13 protein-coding genes and 1 tRNA gene are annotated in these 17,240 nt (G+C 53.5%); 5 read left to right on the plus strand and 9 right to left on the minus strand.

Annotated elements, in window-relative coordinates:
• The first annotated feature begins 83 nt into the window (after positions 1-83).
• The 3 genes from pheS to pheT are packed head-to-tail and all read left to right on the plus strand — an operon-like array spanning position 84 to position 4,321.
• A complete protein-coding gene (gene pheS, locus ACOOFE_RS23575; protein WP_420412302.1) occupies positions 84-1,166 on the plus strand; it encodes a phenylalanine--tRNA ligase subunit alpha in 1,083 nt (360 codons plus the stop codon).
• 25 nt (positions 1,167-1,191) lie between these two features.
• Positions 1,192-1,845, plus strand: coding sequence for a phenylalanyl-tRNA synthetase subunit alpha (locus ACOOFE_RS23580; protein WP_141183694.1), 654 nt, complete (start codon positions 1,192-1,194; stop codon positions 1,843-1,845).
• A 58-nt stretch (positions 1,846-1,903) separates the two neighbouring features.
• Positions 1,904-4,321, plus strand: a complete 2,418-nt coding sequence (gene pheT / locus ACOOFE_RS23585; protein ID WP_420412303.1) for a phenylalanine--tRNA ligase subunit beta — start codon at positions 1,904-1,906, stop codon at positions 4,319-4,321.
• An 84-nt stretch (positions 4,322-4,405) separates the two neighbouring features.
• On the opposite strand, the gene ACOOFE_RS23590 is transcribed toward pheT, so the two are convergent.
• Entirely contained in the window at positions 4,406-4,747 is a 342-nt protein-coding gene (locus tag ACOOFE_RS23590; RefSeq protein WP_420412304.1) for a hypothetical protein, read from the minus strand.
• A 196-nt stretch (positions 4,748-4,943) separates the two neighbouring features.
• Between ACOOFE_RS23590 and ACOOFE_RS23595 the strand changes: the two genes are divergently transcribed.
• Positions 4,944-5,600: a nucleotidyltransferase family protein gene (locus ACOOFE_RS23595; RefSeq protein WP_420412305.1), complete on the plus strand. Its 657-nt coding sequence runs from the start codon at positions 4,944-4,946 to the stop codon at positions 5,598-5,600.
• An 11-nt stretch (positions 5,601-5,611) separates the two neighbouring features.
• Here the strand turns inward: ACOOFE_RS23595 and pabB are convergent, their stop codons facing one another.
• The 5 genes from pabB to ACOOFE_RS23620 all read right to left on the minus strand — a co-directional run bounded on the left by pabB (position 5,612) and on the right by ACOOFE_RS23620 (position 10,765).
• Entirely contained in the window at positions 5,612-7,471 is a 1,860-nt protein-coding gene (pabB, locus tag ACOOFE_RS23600) for an aminodeoxychorismate synthase component I (protein ID WP_420412306.1), read from the minus strand.
• Positions 7,472-7,661: 190 nt separating this feature from the next.
• Entirely contained in the window at positions 7,662-9,152 is a 1,491-nt protein-coding gene (locus tag ACOOFE_RS23605; RefSeq protein ID WP_420412307.1) for a methyl-accepting chemotaxis protein, read from the minus strand.
• Complete coding sequence (locus ACOOFE_RS23610) at positions 9,149-9,415, minus strand: hypothetical protein (RefSeq protein ID WP_420412308.1); 267 nt, start codon at positions 9,413-9,415, stop codon at positions 9,149-9,151. The genes ACOOFE_RS23605 and ACOOFE_RS23610 overlap by 4 nt, the downstream gene beginning before the upstream one ends.
• A 322-nt stretch (positions 9,416-9,737) precedes the next feature.
• Positions 9,738-10,403, minus strand: coding sequence for a peptide-methionine (S)-S-oxide reductase MsrA (msrA, locus tag ACOOFE_RS23615; protein ID WP_420412309.1), 666 nt, complete (start codon positions 10,401-10,403; stop codon positions 9,738-9,740).
• Between the two features lie 143 nt (positions 10,404-10,546).
• A complete protein-coding gene (locus ACOOFE_RS23620; protein WP_420412310.1) occupies positions 10,547-10,765 on the minus strand; it encodes a hypothetical protein in 219 nt (72 codons plus the stop codon).
• A 603-nt stretch (positions 10,766-11,368) separates the two neighbouring features.
• Here ACOOFE_RS23620 and ACOOFE_RS23625 point away from each other — a divergent pair.
• Positions 11,369-11,458, plus strand: a tRNA-Ser gene (locus tag ACOOFE_RS23625).
• A 79-nt stretch (positions 11,459-11,537) separates the two neighbouring features.
• Here the strand turns inward: ACOOFE_RS23625 and ACOOFE_RS23630 are convergent.
• The 3 genes from ACOOFE_RS23630 to ACOOFE_RS23640 form a co-directional block, all read right to left on the minus strand.
• Positions 11,538-12,899, minus strand: coding sequence for an oligosaccharide flippase family protein (locus tag ACOOFE_RS23630; RefSeq protein ID WP_420412311.1), 1,362 nt, complete (start codon positions 12,897-12,899; stop codon positions 11,538-11,540).
• Between the two features lie 14 nt (positions 12,900-12,913).
• Positions 12,914-14,173: a GNAT family N-acetyltransferase gene (locus ACOOFE_RS23635; RefSeq protein WP_420412312.1), complete on the minus strand. Its 1,260-nt coding sequence runs from the start codon at positions 14,171-14,173 to the stop codon at positions 12,914-12,916.
• 382 nt (positions 14,174-14,555) lie between these two features.
• Entirely contained in the window at positions 14,556-16,982 is a 2,427-nt protein-coding gene (locus ACOOFE_RS23640; RefSeq protein WP_420412313.1) for a hypothetical protein, read from the minus strand.
• Positions 16,983-17,240: the final 258 nt, after the last annotated feature.

Genomic DNA, 17,240 nt, shown 5'->3' on the forward strand with positions numbered 1-17,240 from the left:
AATGTGCGCCATTATTCGCTAAAAGACCCCGACTTTCCGTTTCGATGACACCGCGCACCGCGCGCGAACTGACCTGAGCACGCATGTCCAATCTCGATACTCTTGAATCCGACCTTCTTTCCGCCATTGAAAATGCAGGTGACGAATCCGCTCTCGAAGAGGTTCGTGTTGCCGCACTGGGCAAGAAGGGCAGCATCTCCGAGCAAATGAAAACGCTTGGAAAAATGACCCCAGAAGAGCGCCAGGTAATGGGCCCGGCCCTCAATGGCCTAAAAGCAAAAATCACCGACGCCGTCGCTGTTCGCAAACAGGTTCTGGCGGAAGCCGCCTTGGAAGCGCGGCTAGCCAGCGAAACCGTTGATGTGACCCTGCCGATGCGGCCATCACCAACGGACACCGGACGCATCCATCCGGTCAGCCAGGTGATTGACGAGCTCACCGCAATTTTCGCCGATATGGGCTTTTCGATCGCTGAAGGCCCGGACATCGAAACCGACGAGCTGAACTTTACCGCTCTCAACTTTCCTGAGGGCCACCCGGCACGCGAAATGCACGACACTTTCTTCTTCAACGAGAAGGAAGACGGCGAACGGCTGCTTTTGAGAACCCATACGTCGCCGGTTCAGATCCGCACCATGCGAACTCAAGAACCACCGATCCGGGTCATCATTCCGGGCCGCACCTATCGCTGTGACAGCGACCAGACCCACACTCCGATGTTCCACCAAGTCGAAGGACTGGTGATCGACAAAGAAAGCCACCTTGGCCATCTGAAATGGATCCTGGAAGAGTTCTGCAAGGCGTTCTTCGAAGTCGACGACATCAAGATGCGTTTGCGGCCGAGCTTCTTCCCGTTCACCGAACCGTCCATGGAAGTGGACATTCAGTGTGACCGTTCCGGCGGAGAAGTGAAAATCGGCCAAGGTGACGACTGGCTGGAAATCCTTGGCTGCGGCATGGTGCATCCGAATGTGATCCGCAACTGCGGCCTCGACCCAGATGTCTATCAGGGGTTTGCCTGGGGAATGGGGATCGACCGGATTGCAATGCTGAAGTACGGCATGCCGGATCTGCGTGCCTTTTTCGACGCCGATGTCCGCTGGATCCAGCATTACGGCTTCCGGCCGCTCGATTTGCCAACATTGTTTGGCGGGCTGACCAGCTAATTGGGACCTTCAAAGGGGCATTCTCATGTCATTCTTGACCCGACTATTTGTGGCTTTCGTTCTGATCGCGTCGGCACTCGTTCCGGCTGCAGCGCAAACGACCGACCGCGATGCCCGTGTCGCATCGCCAACGTCGTTTTTGGAAGCTTGTGCTGAAAAGATAGAAGAACGCGGCCGGCTGCGTTTTTGCGGCAGCTATTTCAGGGAAAAACTTGGTACGGAAGCCGATGCGTTGCTCTATCTCCGGGACCGGATTACCCGTCTGCGCGCCTCGCATGAGGCCAGCTCGGCTGAGAAATACCAGAGCTTTCTTCAGGCGATCTACATTGTTGCGTTTCTGACAATTGCTTCGATTGTGCTGGTTGCCAGCGAGCGCCGGATTTCCGGCACGGCCAAATGGGCAAGCCTTGCCAGCACGGCCGCCCTTCTCGTTATGGTGATCATTGTTGCAATGGGTTGGCTTGGCAAATACCGGGCGGAATATGCCGCTCAGGTCGAACTAGGCATCCTTCGCGACCGCATTGAGACAGAAGCTGCCCAAGCGATTGCGACCAAACAACAGATCACGCCGCAGATGGTGGGCGGCTGGACCCAGGAACTATCCATGATCGGACGTCGATTTGCTGAAAACTATGGTGAAGCGACAGTCCTGCCCGAAGTGGACCGGTTTGGCCAGTAACGCACCTGTTGAATAAAAATTCGCGGCCAAGCCGCACGACCGATAAAGAGATCTAGTTATGAAATTCACTCTGTCCTGGCTCAAGGACCATCTGGAGACCGACGCCAGCCTTGAGGAGATTTTGGATCGCCTGAACATGATCGGCCTGGAGGTGGAAGAGGTCACCAATCGGGCTGATCGGCTGAAGCCGTTCAAAATCGCAAAAGTTCTGGAAGCCGAACAGCACCCGAATGCCGACCGCTTGCGGGTTTTGAAAGTAGACACTGGCGAAGGTGACCCGGTTCAAGTCGTCTGCGGCGCACCAAACGCGCGGGCGGGCTTGGTCGGCGTCCTCGGCAAGCCGGGTGATTATGTTCCAGGCCTCGATGTCACGCTTTCCGTCGGCAAGATCCGCGACGTTGAAAGTTTCGGCATGATGTGTTCCGAACGTGAACTTGAGATGTCTGACGAGCACGATGGCATCATCGATCTGCCGGCAGACGCTCCAGTGGGTGTCAACTATGCGGAATGGGCCGGACTGGATGAGCCGGTCATTGAAATCGGCCTTACACCGAACCGTCCAGATTGCACTGGTGTTTATGGCATTGCCCGCGATCTCGCGGCTGCAGGTCTTGGAAAGCTCAAAGAACGTTCGCACGAACAGATCCGCGGCTCCTATCCCTGCCCGGTCGATGTGACGCTTGATTTTGGCGACACAAAACCAATGTGTAAGGCCTTCGGTCTTCGAATGGTCAAAGGCATCAAGAACGGCCCGTCGCCTCAGTGGCTGCAGGATCGCCTGACCGCTATCGGCCTGCGTCCGATCAACACGCTGGTCGACATCACCAACTACATCACTTTTGACCAAGGCCGCCCGCTGCACGTCTTCGACGCGGATAAGGTCCATGGCAATCTGGTCGTCCGGCGCGGCAAGCAAGGCGAGAAGATCGATGGACTGAATGATAAGTCCTACGACGTTGACGATACGATTTGCGTCATCTCTGATGACAATGGCGTTGAGAGCCTCGGCGGCATCCTAGGCGGCGTACCGTCCGGCTGTACCGAAGGCACCGTCAATGTACTGATCGAATCCGCGCTTTGGGACGAAGACGATATCGCCGCCACTGGCCGGAAACTCGGTATCAACACGGACGCCCGCTACCGGTTCGAGCGTGGCGTTGACCCGGACTACATGATGCCCGGCCTCGAGTATGCAACTCGCATGGTTCTGGATCTGTGTGGCGGTGAGCCATCTGAAACCATCCGGGCCGGCGATATTCCGGACAGCACCAACATCATCGATTTCCCATATTCTGAAATCAAACGCCTGTCTGGAATCGAAACCACTCCAGCTGAAGCCAATGTCACGCTGAAAGCGCTTGGGTTCTGGATTTCCGGAACCGGTGACACCGTTAAAGTTGCCGCGCCAAGCTGGCGCCCGGACATTGAAGGCAAGGCAGACCTGGTTGAAGAGGTTACACGGATCGTGGGGCTGGACCGGGTTCCATCTACACCGCTGCCGCGCATTGGAACGGTCGCGCAAACGGTGCTGACGTCCGGCCAAATCCGCCGCAGCAAAGCGCGCCGGGCACTGGCGGCCCGGGGTTTCAACGAATCGGTCACTTGGTCCTTCATTGCAAAGGAGCATGCAGAATTGTTCGGCGGTGGTGACGCGGTACTGTCGCTTGCCAACCCGATTTCACCAGACATGTCTGACATGCGGCCAAGCCTTCTGCCGGGTCTGTTTATGGCAGCTCAACGCAATGCGGATCGTGGCTATGGTGACGTGACCTTGTTCGAGATCGGCCAGGTCTTTGAATCGGATACACCAGACGGTCAGAAAACGGTTGCTGCAGGTGTTCGCCGCGGAACAGCAAAGATGGCCGGCAGTGGCCGCCACTGGTCTGGCGCTTCTGAGGCTGTCGATGTTTTTGATGCAAAAGCGGACGCGGAAGCCGCGCTTGCAGCAATCGGTGCTCCGGTCGACAAACTGCAGGTGGTGGCCGATGCACCGAACACATTCCACCCCGGCCGCTCCGGCTGCCTGAAACTTGGCCCGAAGAATACGCTTGCAGTCTTTGGCGAGGTTCATCCGCGCATCTTGCAGAAGATGGATATTGAAGGCCCGCTGGTGGCCTTTGAAATCAACCTGGATGCCCTGCCGCAGCCAAAAGCAAAAGCCGGCCGGTCTAAAGGTTCGCTGAATGCTTCCGATCTGATGCCAGTTCGTCGTGATTTTGCGTTCCTGATTGCCAAGGACGTTACAGCAGACAAGCTTCTGCGTGCGGCCCGTGGTGCGGAGAAAAATCTGATCGCGGACGTGACGCTGTTCGATATCTATGAAGGTGCCGGTGTCCCGGAAGGACAAAAATCCGTCGCGATCGATGTCGTTCTTCAACCGCGCAAGAAAACACTCACAGACGAAGAAATCGATGCCGTGGCCAAGAAGATTATCGCGAACGTCGAGAAAGCGACCGGCGGCACGCTTCGCGGCTAACTAGTTCCAATGATCGCCGCGCAGACATTTGGCGCGGCGATCAATCAGGCTTAGCGCCTAACAAAAATGATTTCAGAGAACACCTTAGCGGGTGAACCGCTTTGGCGTGACGCTGACGCAGCGGCGCACCGCACACCGTCCAACATCTTTAGTGGGCACATAATCCACCTTTGCGAATTCATTGTGCTGGCAGAAACCTCTGTGCTCAACATACCGGTCAAATGTGTGCTGGCCGGTGCTCATGACGGCAGCACCGCGTTGCGCAATGAATGACTGCACCTGACCGCAGCTCATAGTCGTTGTGTTAGCCCGCCGGGACTGAGCCTCAGCCGGCATACTTACAATCACTGTCATTCCAAATATTGCACTTGCAGCTATGACACGGGACCATCCCGTTTGTGCCGCATTAAATCCTTGCCGTGCCATAGGCGCCTCCTGATAAACACCAAATGAAATTTGGTTCTGTAGATTGCTAGATCAAGTTGAAAACCAGTTTTGATTATAGCCGCAGGCTGTCCTTCACAAATACGATTTCAGTCTGATGTTATATTATCCTGGCTTCAAGACACCCCATCAAGAATCGTTTACCGGTTTATGAGCGTTCGAGTTTTCTGGATTTCAAATGTTGCCTTCAGCCGTTTCCAATTTCGATTACAACATTCTTGCAGATACAGCCTTGACCAAAGAAACAACGCGCTTGAAGCACCTGGCGGCTCTTCTTCAGGAAATTCCGCATATCATGGACATCCTCACGTGCATCAAGGATCTTGATCTAAGGGATGGCTGGCTGGTGTCTGGCGGCATCTATCAGACTGTCTGGAACGTAATAACCGATCGGCCACTTACGCATGGCATCAAGGATTATGACGTCATTTATTATGACGGCCGCGACTTGTCCTATGAAGCAGAAGATGCGGTCATTCAGCAGATTCAATCTGCATTGCCAAAGCTCGGCGAGCTTGTGGAAGTGCGGAACCAAGCACGCGTCCACCTTTGGTACGAGCAGCGTTTTGGCCGGCCATACCGCGCGCTGGACTGTGCAATGGATTCCTTGACCACTTACGCATCACGAACCCACGCGGTCGCCGCACGGATCGGCGATGATGGTCAAATGATCATTCACGCGCCCTTCGGACTTGCAAACATCTTTGCGATGCGCCTGGTGCCAAACTACATCCAGCCCAATCCTGAAACCTACACAGAAAAGGCCGCCCGGATGAAAGCTCTCTGGCCGGAGCTGGAGATTTTGCCATGGGACGACAGCCAAATGCCCGCCTGACCTTGTCGGGGTCAGCCAGACAGCCGGTTTGCTCCCAAAGCGCCTGCGTTTTGCAATGTGCTCGCCGGTTCGGTCTTTTCGGTGGCGATCATACGCCCTCGCACCAAACCACGCACCGAATTCCCGACAAAAACCGCGTCCGCGCTTTCAAGATCTTTTCGAGTCAAATCGGCTTCCACAGCTAAACCGCGCTCCAACAGTCCTTCCCGGAACGTGCCTGGCAATACACCATGCTTAAGCGCAGGCGTCAGCAAACGGCCGCCGATTTTCAGAAAAAGCGTGGTAAAGGAGCCTTCAGTCAAATTGCCCCTCTCATTTTCAAACAAGACTTCCTGGCAGCCGGTTTCCGCTTGATACCGCGCACGGGTTTCATCGTAAAAAGCCCGGTTGGTTGTCTTGTGAAAGAGAAATCTGTCATCAGATCGGGTGGTTTCGGAGGCGAGCACCAAATTGAATACAGTCCCCCGGTCGACCGGTGGCAACTCCGTCGCTGAAATGGAAATGTCTCCATTCCGGCCAAGCAGGAGCCGGACACGCTGCGAACCTTTGTAGTTTGCCGCTTCACGTGCGAGGCGATCGTTCAAGGCCGACCGGTCAAACTCAAATCCAAAATAGGCCGCAGACTTTTGCAGCCGCTGCATGTGGCGATCCAACAGCATGAAGCCTGCATCCGGATCATAAGCCATTGTCTCGATCAAATCGAAATCCGGCACATCATCCGTCATGAATTTCAGCTTGAGCGCACATTCGTCGTATTCCTGAGCCGCCTTGGAATCAAAGATGACACCCGAACCAGTGCCAGCTTCCCCGGTTCCATCGTTACGCAACACCAGCGTCCGGATAGCCACATTGAAGCGGAAATCCCCACTTGGCGCCAAATAGCCAATGGATCCAGTGTAGACCCCGCGCGGCCCGGTCTCCAGATTATGCGCAATTTGCATGGCGCTCAGTTTTGGGGCGCCGGTAATCGACCCGCAGGGAAAAAGATGCTGGATGATCTCTGAAAACCCGGTCGTCTCCGGAACCGATGCCTCCACGGTAGACGTCATTTGCTGAACACTCTGGTAGCGCTCGACATCGCACAGTTTTTTGACTTTGACCGACCCAGTTTCAGCAATCCGCGAAAGGTCATTGCGCATCAGATCGACGATCATGATGTTTTCAGACCGCTGCTTCGCATCCTTCGCCAGATCCCGCGCAATGCGCGCATCTTCAGATGCAAACCGGCCGCGCGGCTCTGTTCCCTTCATCGGCCGGGTTCGCAAGGTCTCGCCTTGACGCTCCAAAAACAACTCTGGTGACAGCGACAAAACGGTCCGGTCCTCAAGCTTTAAGAAACTTGCAAATTCGACCGGTTGCCGCCGTAGCAAATCCTGGAACAAGCGTTCCGGTGCCCCTTGATGCTGGAAGCAGGCCCGCAGCGTCAGATTAACCTGGTAGATATCGCCTTTCGCGAGATGATCCTGAACTTGTGAAAAAGCCGTCCCATAAGCTTCCTGCCCCATGTCGAAGGCCGGTTTGGAAAATGAAGACGCGGTGTCTTCGCCACCGGCTTGCAGAATATCAATAGCTTCAGAAAGCGAGAGTTCTTGCGCCTTATCATAAAGACCAAACCACATGAGTGGTTCGCCGGTCTCCTCAAACCGGCCGCGGAGCTTTTCCTCAAAAGCAAAGCCGAGTTCATAGGCAAGGAACCCAGCCGCATAAAGGCCGTGTTTTTGCGCTGCCTCAAGACGCAGCAACCCAGCTTCTACATCACCGAGCCGGGTGCAGGACACGATCTCCTTTGGCGCATCAAACAACAGAGCCGTCCGGCGTTTCAAAACGTCCAGAAGCAGAACAGACCCGGTTTTTAACGTACGTTGAGACATCCGTTGACGCTGATTTCCTAAGAAGACTGATCTATTCCCATTCCGTACAGGTTTTATGGGACATCAGCCGTCTGTAAAAGGCGGCAGATTGCATCCATGCGTCACGCGGTCAAGTATTTCATCGTTCTGAAAAGAAAAATGACCAGCAGGTGTCCCTGCCGGTCAATATTTCGAGGGGTCAATGGAGACCCTATGCTGCCGCAACATCCTTCAAGAAATTGTCGATCGAACGCCGCATATCCGCAGCTTCGTCATTCAACATTTGCGTGGCATCGACCATCGACAGAGCGGAGGTTCCGGTGCGCTCGGCTGATTCGCGTACATCCCCAATGTTTGCAGCGACCCGTCCGGTGCCATCGGCAGCCTCCGCCACATTGCGGGAAATCTCCTGGGTCGCACCGCCTTGTTCTTCAACAGCGGCAGCAATCGCCGAGGTATAGCTGTTGACTTCATCCATGGTGGAGGCGATCGCCCCGATGGACTCAACCGCATCCTTGGTCTCTGCCTGAATGGCCGAGATCTGCGCGCCAATTTCTTCAGTCGCCTTGGAGGTTTGGGTCGCCAGTTCTTTCACTTCAGCTGCAACAACGGCAAAACCTTTGCCAGCCTCGCCGGCACGGGCGGCTTCGATCGTCGCGTTCAGGGCCAGAAGATTCGTTTGCTCGGCAATCGCTTGAATGAGTGTCACCACTTCGCCAATGCGGTTCGCTGCTTCCGCTAGTCCCGCGACTTTCTGGTTGCTGGTCTGCGCATTCTCGGTCGCCTTCATAACAATACCGGTCGTCTGTTCTACTTGCCGGGAAATCTCAGAAATCGAGCTGCTGAGTTCTTCTGCCGCAGAAGCAACAGTCTGAACGTTGGACGAAGCGTTTTCCGACGCATCGGAAACAGATGCTGCCCTGCTGGAGGTGTCATCCGCAATTTGACCTAGATCCTGGGCAGAACCCCGCATTTCGTCCACTTTTGCAGTCACACCGTCGAGTTTCGCCGTAATTTCCGACTGGAAACGCGCGATCCGATCTGCGACCGCATTTTGTTTCTCACGCTCTTCTTCTGCACGGTGCTCATCCTGATTTTGGAGAACGCTCGCTTCGGCTTGAGCCGCTTCGGCCTGCTCACGTGCCTCATCAGAGTCCGCAAAGGCTTTCGCCACACAGTCCGTCGTCCACCAAAGTGCGGCCACTTCCGCAACAACGATCAAAGCATGAAACACCACCCGGCCGAAGTCAGCCCCGGCGGGAAATACTGCCCATGGCATGGCGAAGTTCAAAACCAAGTGATGAACCGCAACAACTGCTGCATATCCAACCAGCGCCCGCCAGTCCACCCAACCGGCCAGGATCGCCAATACGGCAAAGAAATACATATGGCCATCGAGCTGGAAGGAGGCTTGAACATCTGGCGTGTGAAGCGAGGCCACAAAAAGTGCGACCAATCCAGCCTGAGACATTGCTGTCGCGAGCCGGGTTTCAATGCCAATTCCAAAGCGGACCCAGCTTGCAGTCGCTGCAACACCTAACAGCAGAGCACCGCCACAAATCGTGACAAACGACACGTTGCCAACCCACCAGGCCGTGCCGATGACCAGAAACACGTTAAACCATGTGAAGAAGATGACGATCCGGGAGAACTTCTCCCGCAGCATATCCAGGCCCGACAATTCGGTTACTGTTTCGCTCATTCCTGGCTCTCCATAGATAATCCGGTCAATCGCGCGCAGGCGTATGCAACCGTAGACGACGCGACAAATCCTGCTCCCGCCCGATAGAGGCGGGTGACAAATCCACTATCCGATGCTTCGGTAAGCGCAATCCAAGACGTAGAAGGCGCGGACATCAGCCGGCCTTCGGCCTTGGCAACCACCTCTAAGGCAGATGTACCCCAGGGTTTTGCGAAAACGACAACTGGTCCATTGCCAGACGGCACGAGACTCCCAAGAAGCATGATCAAACAACTTCCCAAGAAATAAATAGCCGCAAAGCGTTTCACGGATTTCGTCAATCGCCTCCCCCAGATGCGCGGAGCATTTGGTAAGCGATTATCCTTAGGGCAATTTAATAAACTCTAAAGCAAACCGTCATTATACAATTTTTACGGGTAAGCACTTGCTGCGCATCCGCTTTTTCTGAAGTTCAAACCCCTTCGCGCCACTTATGCGCAAACGCATTCTTGCCTCGGAACAGTGGAACCAAAGCACACTGATTCGCGGCCAGGTTTCATCGATCTATGGAACCTGAAAACCTACGCCATTAGCTAGAGATGAAAACTAGATATCCTGGCCAAGGCCGACCGGACACGCTACGCCAGTCCCGCCAATTCCGCAGTATCCATCTGGGTTTTTCGCCAGATACTGCTGGTGATAGTCCTCGGCGAAATAGAATTCGTCCAGCTTGCGTATTTCAGTGGTGATTGTGTTGCTAATCCCACCGCTGCGTAGCGCCGACTGATAAGATTCTTTGGATGCTTCAGCGTACTTTAGAAGAGTGTCGGTCGGAACATAGATGGCGGACCGGTATTGAGTGCCCGTATCATTACCCTGACGCATCCCTTGCGTTGGGTCATGGTTTTCCCAGAACACTTTTAACAGATCGCCTATTCCAATCTGTTCCGGATCATAGACAACAAGTACGGCTTCCGTGTGCCCAGTCCGGCCAGTACAGGTCTCATGATAGGTCGGATTGGGCGTAATCCCGCCAGCATAACCAACCGCCGTCACATGAACGCCCGGCAAAGACCAGAACAGACGTTCTGCCCCCCAAAAGCAGCCCATGCCCAACAGCACTGTTTCCAGTCCGTCTGGATAGGGCCCGGTCATCGATTTCCCATTTACAAAGTGGGGGGCCTCAGGATGGATCGCGTCTTGGCGCCCGGGAAGCGCCTCTGACGCGTTCGGTAAAGAGAACTTTTTACTCAACATGGTCATGAAAGACATGATCGATTCCCGGATCATTAATGAAAACCAGCGGACACCGCCACCTTTGGCCCACCGATAGGCAAAACGGCAGGCTCTGCCACATTATGTGGAACTTTTATCCAGCTTGTCCATGACCTTTGGCCAGAACAGGAACTGCCAATTCAAGCGTAGCGGAAGCGTTGTTTCTGCCGCCGGGCACCCAACCAGAGGAACATCAAGCCAAAACCTGCAAAAACCACCCACGCCGGCCAAGTCAGCATAGTTTGAATCATCGGATCCCAGACCGTCGGATGTACGTACCGTTGAATGACTGCCTGAGACAGGTTCAAAGTTTCCGGAGACATTTCAAACCAAAGCTGGCCAAGCGGTTTGAGCGTCACGCCCGATTCTGCAATTGACCGGCTGGCGTCCGAAATTCCCGATATGATTGCTAGCGCAAGTAAGACCGCGCCTAATACTCGTAATACAAATTTCAAAATACTTACCATTGCCGTACCGTAGGGCTTGTAATCCCAATAAATGTTGAACCAAGCGGGGAGTGTTTTTTACCGGCTTCAAAAACATAACCAGCGGCAACTCCGCGCCACCCATAAATATTAACTTCAAAATCTTGATCAAGTATTCCCGTTTAACACTTTTGTGTTCACCGCGCCAACAAAAGGCGCTTGCAATTTTCGCAGATAAGACCGGATCAGCCTGAGACGATCAATTCTGCTGCTTTCGAACTGATGCACCAAGGAGGTATGAGACAAGCAGCACTCATAAATTTCCGGCGTACCTCAACGCCTTGATCTCTTTGTTTAACTGGTCTTCCCCCGGCCGAAGAATGCACACTGCCCCCCGTTTTTCAGATGCAGCTTTAGTCCCAAAAACGCACTATCCCCAGCCCTGAGGAAATAGATGAAAAAAAACTTCTTCGAGCGCTTGCCTTCAACCGCCGCATCAGTATATTGCGCCCACTCAAGCGGGACACTGCTTGCGACGGACAGGTGGCCGAGTGGCTGAAGGCGCACGCCTGGAACGCGTGTATACGGGCAACCGTATCGAGGGTTCGAATCCCTCTCTGTCCGCCATTTTCTTCTGAAGATATCGAAAACAGCTCTATGCATGCCCGCGTGTCTGCTCGGGGCTGTTGATATAGCTATGTCCGGTTCAAACGCGTTTCAATGAGCCGATAAAAGACGAAGTCCCAAGATACCGCCGGACCATCAGTTCGATCATGATGGAGTAGACGATCAGCGAAACGGTGGTCGCGATAGCCGCGCCGTGCATACCAAGCCACGGAATCAGCGAAAAATTCAGAACCAAATTCAGGCCCGTGGACGCCGCCTTTGCTTTGAATTCTGCGTATTCATAGCCAACCATTTTCAGCGCATCTTCTGCCCCGCCCGTGCTGGCGCGCACCAGAAGCCCGAGCGCCAAGATCGGCAGCAGAGAATAGGCCGCAGTAAACTCTGCTCCGAACAGCCACAACAAGGGCCACCCCGCCACAAGAATTCCAACCGTGATTGCAAGTGTTGGCCAAAAGATCCACCGCACCGAATTGTGCACAAGTTCGCGCAAAGCAGCCAGATTGTCTGTCGCTTTGAAGGACGACATTTTTTGCGCCACTGCGCTTAAGACCGAAAACTGCACAGCTGCGATTTGGGACGTGATCCGTGTTGCCGCGAAATATAGAGCAACGGTGGCACTGTCTAGGAACATCCCCAAGATGATAATGTCGCTGAAGGTCAGGCAGAGCTGAAACCCACTGGCTAGAAGCATCGGCAATGCTGTTTTCATCCAGTGCCTGCGATCTGTCTTCAAAGGTGTTTTCGGCAGAATTTTCGCGGTTCTACGTAGAAAAATCACCAGTTGGCCACCGGCTGATAAAAACAATGCCAGCAGAACACAAAGCAAAGCCGTGGCCGCAGTTACAGTGTTCCCGGCAAGGACAAAAGCCAAAACCAGAACCATAATCAGAGCCTGACGCAAGACATAAGGTGGAATGTGGCCAAGACCGGTCCAGGAAAAGGAGAGCGCGTATCCCTCCATCAGCTCCTGTAAAGCCATCAGCGGCAAGCATAACAGGGCCAGGACAATGAGGGTTAAATATCCCGCGGGAAGAGTTTGCTCAGATACGAACGCCCAGGACATGCCGATGACCGCCAATCCTACGGAGGTGATAAGCGTGAGCGACAGGGCGTTCCAAATAAATCCCCAGGCAAGATCATACTTTCCGGTGTCCCGATATTCAGCGATGAAGCGGGTGGCCGCTTCACTCAGACCAAAGCTGGTGACCAGCCCGCCGACCATGATCCAGACCCAAAAATAGGAGTAAAGACCATACTGCTCAGCGCCAAGAAGCTGGGCGAGCAGGATTTGGCTGCCAAAACCAAGCGCTGCGGCGGCGATTTTCACGGCAAGCGCTGTCAGTGCGGCATAATGCAGCTCAACGGATGCTCCGATCAATCCGAACCGCTGTGAAATTAGGTTCTTCAGCTTTCGAAGACGCTTATCTCCGCTCGTCCGCAATTAAGTTACCTTTTTTAGCGTATGCGGCCAATGAGCCCGTTACAGCTGTCCCGGAGGGTTTTCGCTACGCGCCGCGAGTTGATAATACGATCTATCCTCTTAACTCCTGACCGCTGGCTGGCGGTAACATAAACCGCTTCGATTGTCTTACGCTCAAGCCAATACTTGTTCAGCAAGTGATTTCCGTCAGTGCACGAATCCAGCAGCTGATAGTCCCCAGTTTCCAGAAGATTTTCCAGCAACCAGGTGTATGCAAGAATGCCCGGGCTGCATTGCGCCAGAGAAACATCAATTCCAGACCTCACGCCGAACACATGACCTTGCGAAACCAGATTGAACAAGCCGGCTATGATGCGCCCATCCAGCCGGATTACCGTTAAGAGTGCCGCGCTCGGCAAGATCTCCGGATTGAAAGCGTTGAGGGCAAAATCGCGCGAATCTTTCTGGCTGTTGAAAGCAGTTCCCATTTGCCCTTTCCAGCCAGACGCCTCAAGTTTGAGCAACTCCTCCAAAGCATCCGAGAATTCCGGATCTGATTGAGAAATGTTTTCAAACGTTACCGTGCCCTTTTCGGCCAGCTTGCGATGCGCCGCTCTTAAGTTTCTCGAGCGCTTTTTCGACCATTTCTTAGTGTAGTCAGCGTAAGAAGAAACAGGTTTTGCGACAGCACGCTCGTGGCTGTTTTCAACGTTTCGAATGATACCTTTGCCCGAAACGAGATTCTGAAGGGCAAGCCCACTCTGGGTGTCTGCCCCCAATTCACGGCAATGTAGTACATCTGGGAGATTGGGATGGCGTGCCAGAAATTCCAAGAAGCACGACCACACGGTTTCTACAGTTTCGATCGTTTCACCTGAAATTAGCGGCACGGTGTTCCCAGTCACGCAGTCCCGCCATAACTCGCAAACCGGATGAAGATACCCGTACCGGATCCCCTTCACCGAAATTGGAAATAGACCTACCAGCTTCTTGGGTCCGTCGCCTTGCCATACGAGCACAAGCTGGCAAGAGGTTTCGGGACAAAGATGTTTGGCGCTGGCCAGCAAATAAGCCGGACTATAATAGGGGGTGGGATCAACGGCCCGCTCTGCCAATCGCAGCCAATCTCCCATGAAGTGGTTGGCTTCCGACAACGGAACCAGCTCAGCATCAAATTTTTCCGGCTTGTTAAGATGGCGCTCTTCGTTTGTTAATTTTTGGTTTGAATACTCTTTTTCGCCTGCAGGATTGGTAGGTTCAAAACTTCGACGCTTCTGAGTTGCCAACTCACCCATGCGAAATACCCTAAATAAAAACAGTTCTGCCCGATTTGACGTGTCCTTACACGACCGTAGATGTTGTACATCCACTTCTGGAAAAAAGTCTTAATCTGGCAATTTTACGCATGACAGAAATGCTATGGGATGGAGCGGATGACTCCATTCCCGCGCTCGCGTCAGGTTTTCGGAAACAAGCGGCAATTTCGCTTTCCGAAGGTCTCTACTTAGGCACCAATAATCGGCTTTGAGTGTAGCTGGCTGTGTACCGGCATTGTGCTTCTTCCCGCATGCACGCCACAACTGTACGAAAATGCCAGAACTCCCTTTTTGGCTGTCGTCTAGCGGAATTGGGGCGCACGCAGAAAACAATGCCTGGCGTGCGCTCCGAATACAGCCGTTAGAAGGAATCGAACATCAACGAATTCGCCGCGAAATTCGCATAGTCCCCAGCAGACATCTCTATGGAGCCAATGATGTTGACCGTATCAGTGGAATCCAGAAGGTTATTCACGCCAAGATCATCGACATAACCGATGACCGCGCTCCCTGTTTCCAGATCCGTATCAAAATAGGAAACCAATACACTGGTGTCCGCACTCAAAGCTGCCCCATTGTTCACATTGACCGTACCGGTACCAATCGCCTCACTGAAGCTCGTCGCGCTCGTATCTGTGAAATTGATAATCTGGTGCTCTGCAGCGTCAGCGACGGCCCCCGCATCAGCTGCAACCTCCAGCACTGAGACCAATCCGCGATCGACCGCCGCACCGATATCACTGTTCGCCCCATCTCCATGAATGGTTGAGAACGACAGGGAAGCGGTGTCATCGGCATCCACATCGTCAATCGAGAACAGTATTGAATCGCCCGAACTCGCATCGACACCGACAGTAAAGCCACTTATCGCGTCACCGCCAAAGAACAACGTGCCATTTTCGACTTCGAATATACGGAGCACATCGTCGCCACTGCCAAGTGCCGCGGTGTCTGCGCCAGCTCCCAAGGATATGTCATCTCCGAAGTCTGAACCTGTCAGGTTAAGAGTGCCATCAGTTTCATGAATTCCGACGAACATCAGGCCATCGGTAAGAGCAGATGCATCAATGCTGGTGGCAGCTCCTGAAGCTGTTGTCTCATCTGCAATCACAAAGGTTTGGGCACCACCCGCCAACTCGATTGTTTCGAAGTTTCGGACAGCATCAAGATCGTCAAAGCCCTTAAGTGCGTCCGCCATAATGAGCGTGTCCGTGCCATCACCGCCGTCGATCAAACCGTCGTCGGACCTGACGGCGCAGGCGTTGTCCGCATCAAGCTTCAGCGAGTCGTTTCCGGAAGACAAAAGGACACCTCCGGCACCGCCGTTACCCAGATTTGACAGATCCACGTCGTATCTTGAGAAGTCGATGTCCCCGGCGGCCGTCAGGACGAGCGTTTTAGCTGCCCCAGTGTCTTCGAAGTTGGTCTCGTAGATGCTGTTCCACCGGTCTGCGGTACCGTTGACCCAGGTGTCTTGCGGTCCACTTCCATCAAAGACTCCAAGAAACCTGACACCATCAAAGAGATCAACCGTTGTTGTATGAGTATCATCTTCATAAATGTCTAGGTATTCGACCCCGCTGACATTGGTGAAGACATAGTGGGTATCTGCCGTGATATCAGCATCGATGATCAAGGCATCCTCGTTCCCATCACCGCCCAAAATGGTGGCGTTTTCTGCAGCCTCAGCAGTCACGACGATCAAGTCGTCTCCGCCGCCTGCGTCGATGTAAGCATCGCTTGTTTGAAGTTCATCAATCAAGTCGTCGCTGGCACCGAGCGTTACCGACAGGCCAGTGTGATTTGACAGTGTAATTTCCGAATAAAAACTTCCGCTTGTGTTCCCAACAAGCAAAGTCTGGCCATCGGCTTTCGTAACTGCTTCCAAGGCGCCAGAAGCGCCCTGGACTTCTATGTTTTCACCGTTGTGTTTATCCTCGATGTCGACTTCACCAATCGCATCTTCAAAAATAATGTTTTCGACGGACGTCAGATCCATATCAAGCTGGTCGGACACGTCGGATGCGTCGTTCGTCCGGACATCGTCAATTGCGAAAGTATTGAAGCCAGTAATGATGAGTGTATCGTCACCATCTCCGGCGTCGATGACACTCAAGTCTGCGTTGTCGAACGTACTGTAGATAGTGTCACCCAAGTCGGTTGCTGAATTGGTCGCGTTAACAGCAACGCCGCCAACCAAAACCTGTGAGGCTCCAGCTTCCAGCAGAATAGTGTTTCCGGTTGGGCTGGCACCGCCTCCGCCACCACCGCCTCCGCCGGCCCCGGCGTCACCATCATCGCCATCCCCGATGCCGAGTGGCGTATCGGAGTTTCCGCCAGACAAATCTGTACCCGATAGAGTCTGTGCACCTGGACGGTTCTCAAACTGGCCGTGCATAATCCAGTGCTGATATGCGGTCATCTGCCCGGCATCTACAGCGGCCTGCACATCGGGATTGGCGGCAAGATAGGTTGCCGAATCAAAGACATCGTCGCCTTCGCCAATTGCCGGGTGACCGAGTAAAGCGTCGATGGTCGGATTAGGCACACGACCTTCTGCTGCACCATACGTCAAAAAATGATGAAACGGGTTCACGCCGGCAGCGGCAACATCCGGGTTTTCCGAAAGGTAAAAGGAGGTATCAAAGTGTTCGTTTGGATCGCGGCCTTCCGACCATCCAAACAGATTGTAATGTTCTTCTGCCGAGGCAACTGTTCCGGCGGCAACCGCTTCTGCAACATCTGGGTTGTTGGCCAGATAAAAGGTTTCATTGAACGCAAATGACATAATTTCCCTAACAAGGATACAGCTGCTGTGACGGGCAAACCACCATCACGAATTAAGAGAACCGCACTGTTTTTGCGGCGCAATAGACCCGCCAGATATACCTAACGAATTATTAAGATCAACTATTTTTAGATTAAATCAATGTATTGATCAAATTCTTCACCCGTCATTCAAATATTAACCAAAATATTGCCACAATTAACCTTAATTTCAGGAAATATAAATTCATAACAATGAAATTAAACTCAGACTGAAGAC

Origin of the sequence: Roseibium sp. (assembly GCF_965216085.1) — a bacterium.
Lineage (GTDB): Bacteria > Pseudomonadota > Alphaproteobacteria > Rhizobiales > Stappiaceae > Roseibium.

What these genes read in the sequence shown, in the direction of transcription:
- msrA (WP_420412309.1), bottom strand. Translation starts at nt 10,403, where the DNA reads ATGTCTTTCATGACCATGTTGAGTAAAAAGTTCTCTTTACCGAACGCG.
- ACOOFE_RS23580 (WP_141183694.1), top strand. Translation starts at nt 1,192, where the DNA reads ATGTCATTCTTGACCCGACTATTTGTGGCTTTCGTTCTGATCGCGTCG.
- pheT (WP_420412303.1), top strand. Translation starts at nt 1,904, where the DNA reads ATGAAATTCACTCTGTCCTGGCTCAAGGACCATCTGGAGACCGACGCC.
- ACOOFE_RS23590 (WP_420412304.1), bottom strand. Translation starts at nt 4,747, where the DNA reads ATGGCACGGCAAGGATTTAATGCGGCACAAACGGGATGGTCCCGTGTC.
- ACOOFE_RS23605 (WP_420412307.1), bottom strand. Translation starts at nt 9,152, where the DNA reads ATGAGCGAAACAGTAACCGAATTGTCGGGCCTGGATATGCTGCGGGAG.
- ACOOFE_RS23610 (WP_420412308.1), bottom strand. Translation starts at nt 9,415, where the DNA reads ATGCTTCTTGGGAGTCTCGTGCCGTCTGGCAATGGACCAGTTGTCGTT.
- ACOOFE_RS23635 (WP_420412312.1), bottom strand. Translation starts at nt 14,173, where the DNA reads ATGGGTGAGTTGGCAACTCAGAAGCGTCGAAGTTTTGAACCTACCAAT.
- pabB (WP_420412306.1), bottom strand. Translation starts at nt 7,471, where the DNA reads ATGTCTCAACGTACGTTAAAAACCGGGTCTGTTCTGCTTCTGGACGTT.
- ACOOFE_RS23595 (WP_420412305.1), top strand. Translation starts at nt 4,944, where the DNA reads ATGTTGCCTTCAGCCGTTTCCAATTTCGATTACAACATTCTTGCAGAT.
- pheS (WP_420412302.1), top strand. Translation starts at nt 84, where the DNA reads ATGTCCAATCTCGATACTCTTGAATCCGACCTTCTTTCCGCCATTGAA.
- ACOOFE_RS23640 (WP_420412313.1), bottom strand. Translation starts at nt 16,982, where the DNA reads ATGTCATTTGCGTTCAATGAAACCTTTTATCTGGCCAACAACCCAGAT.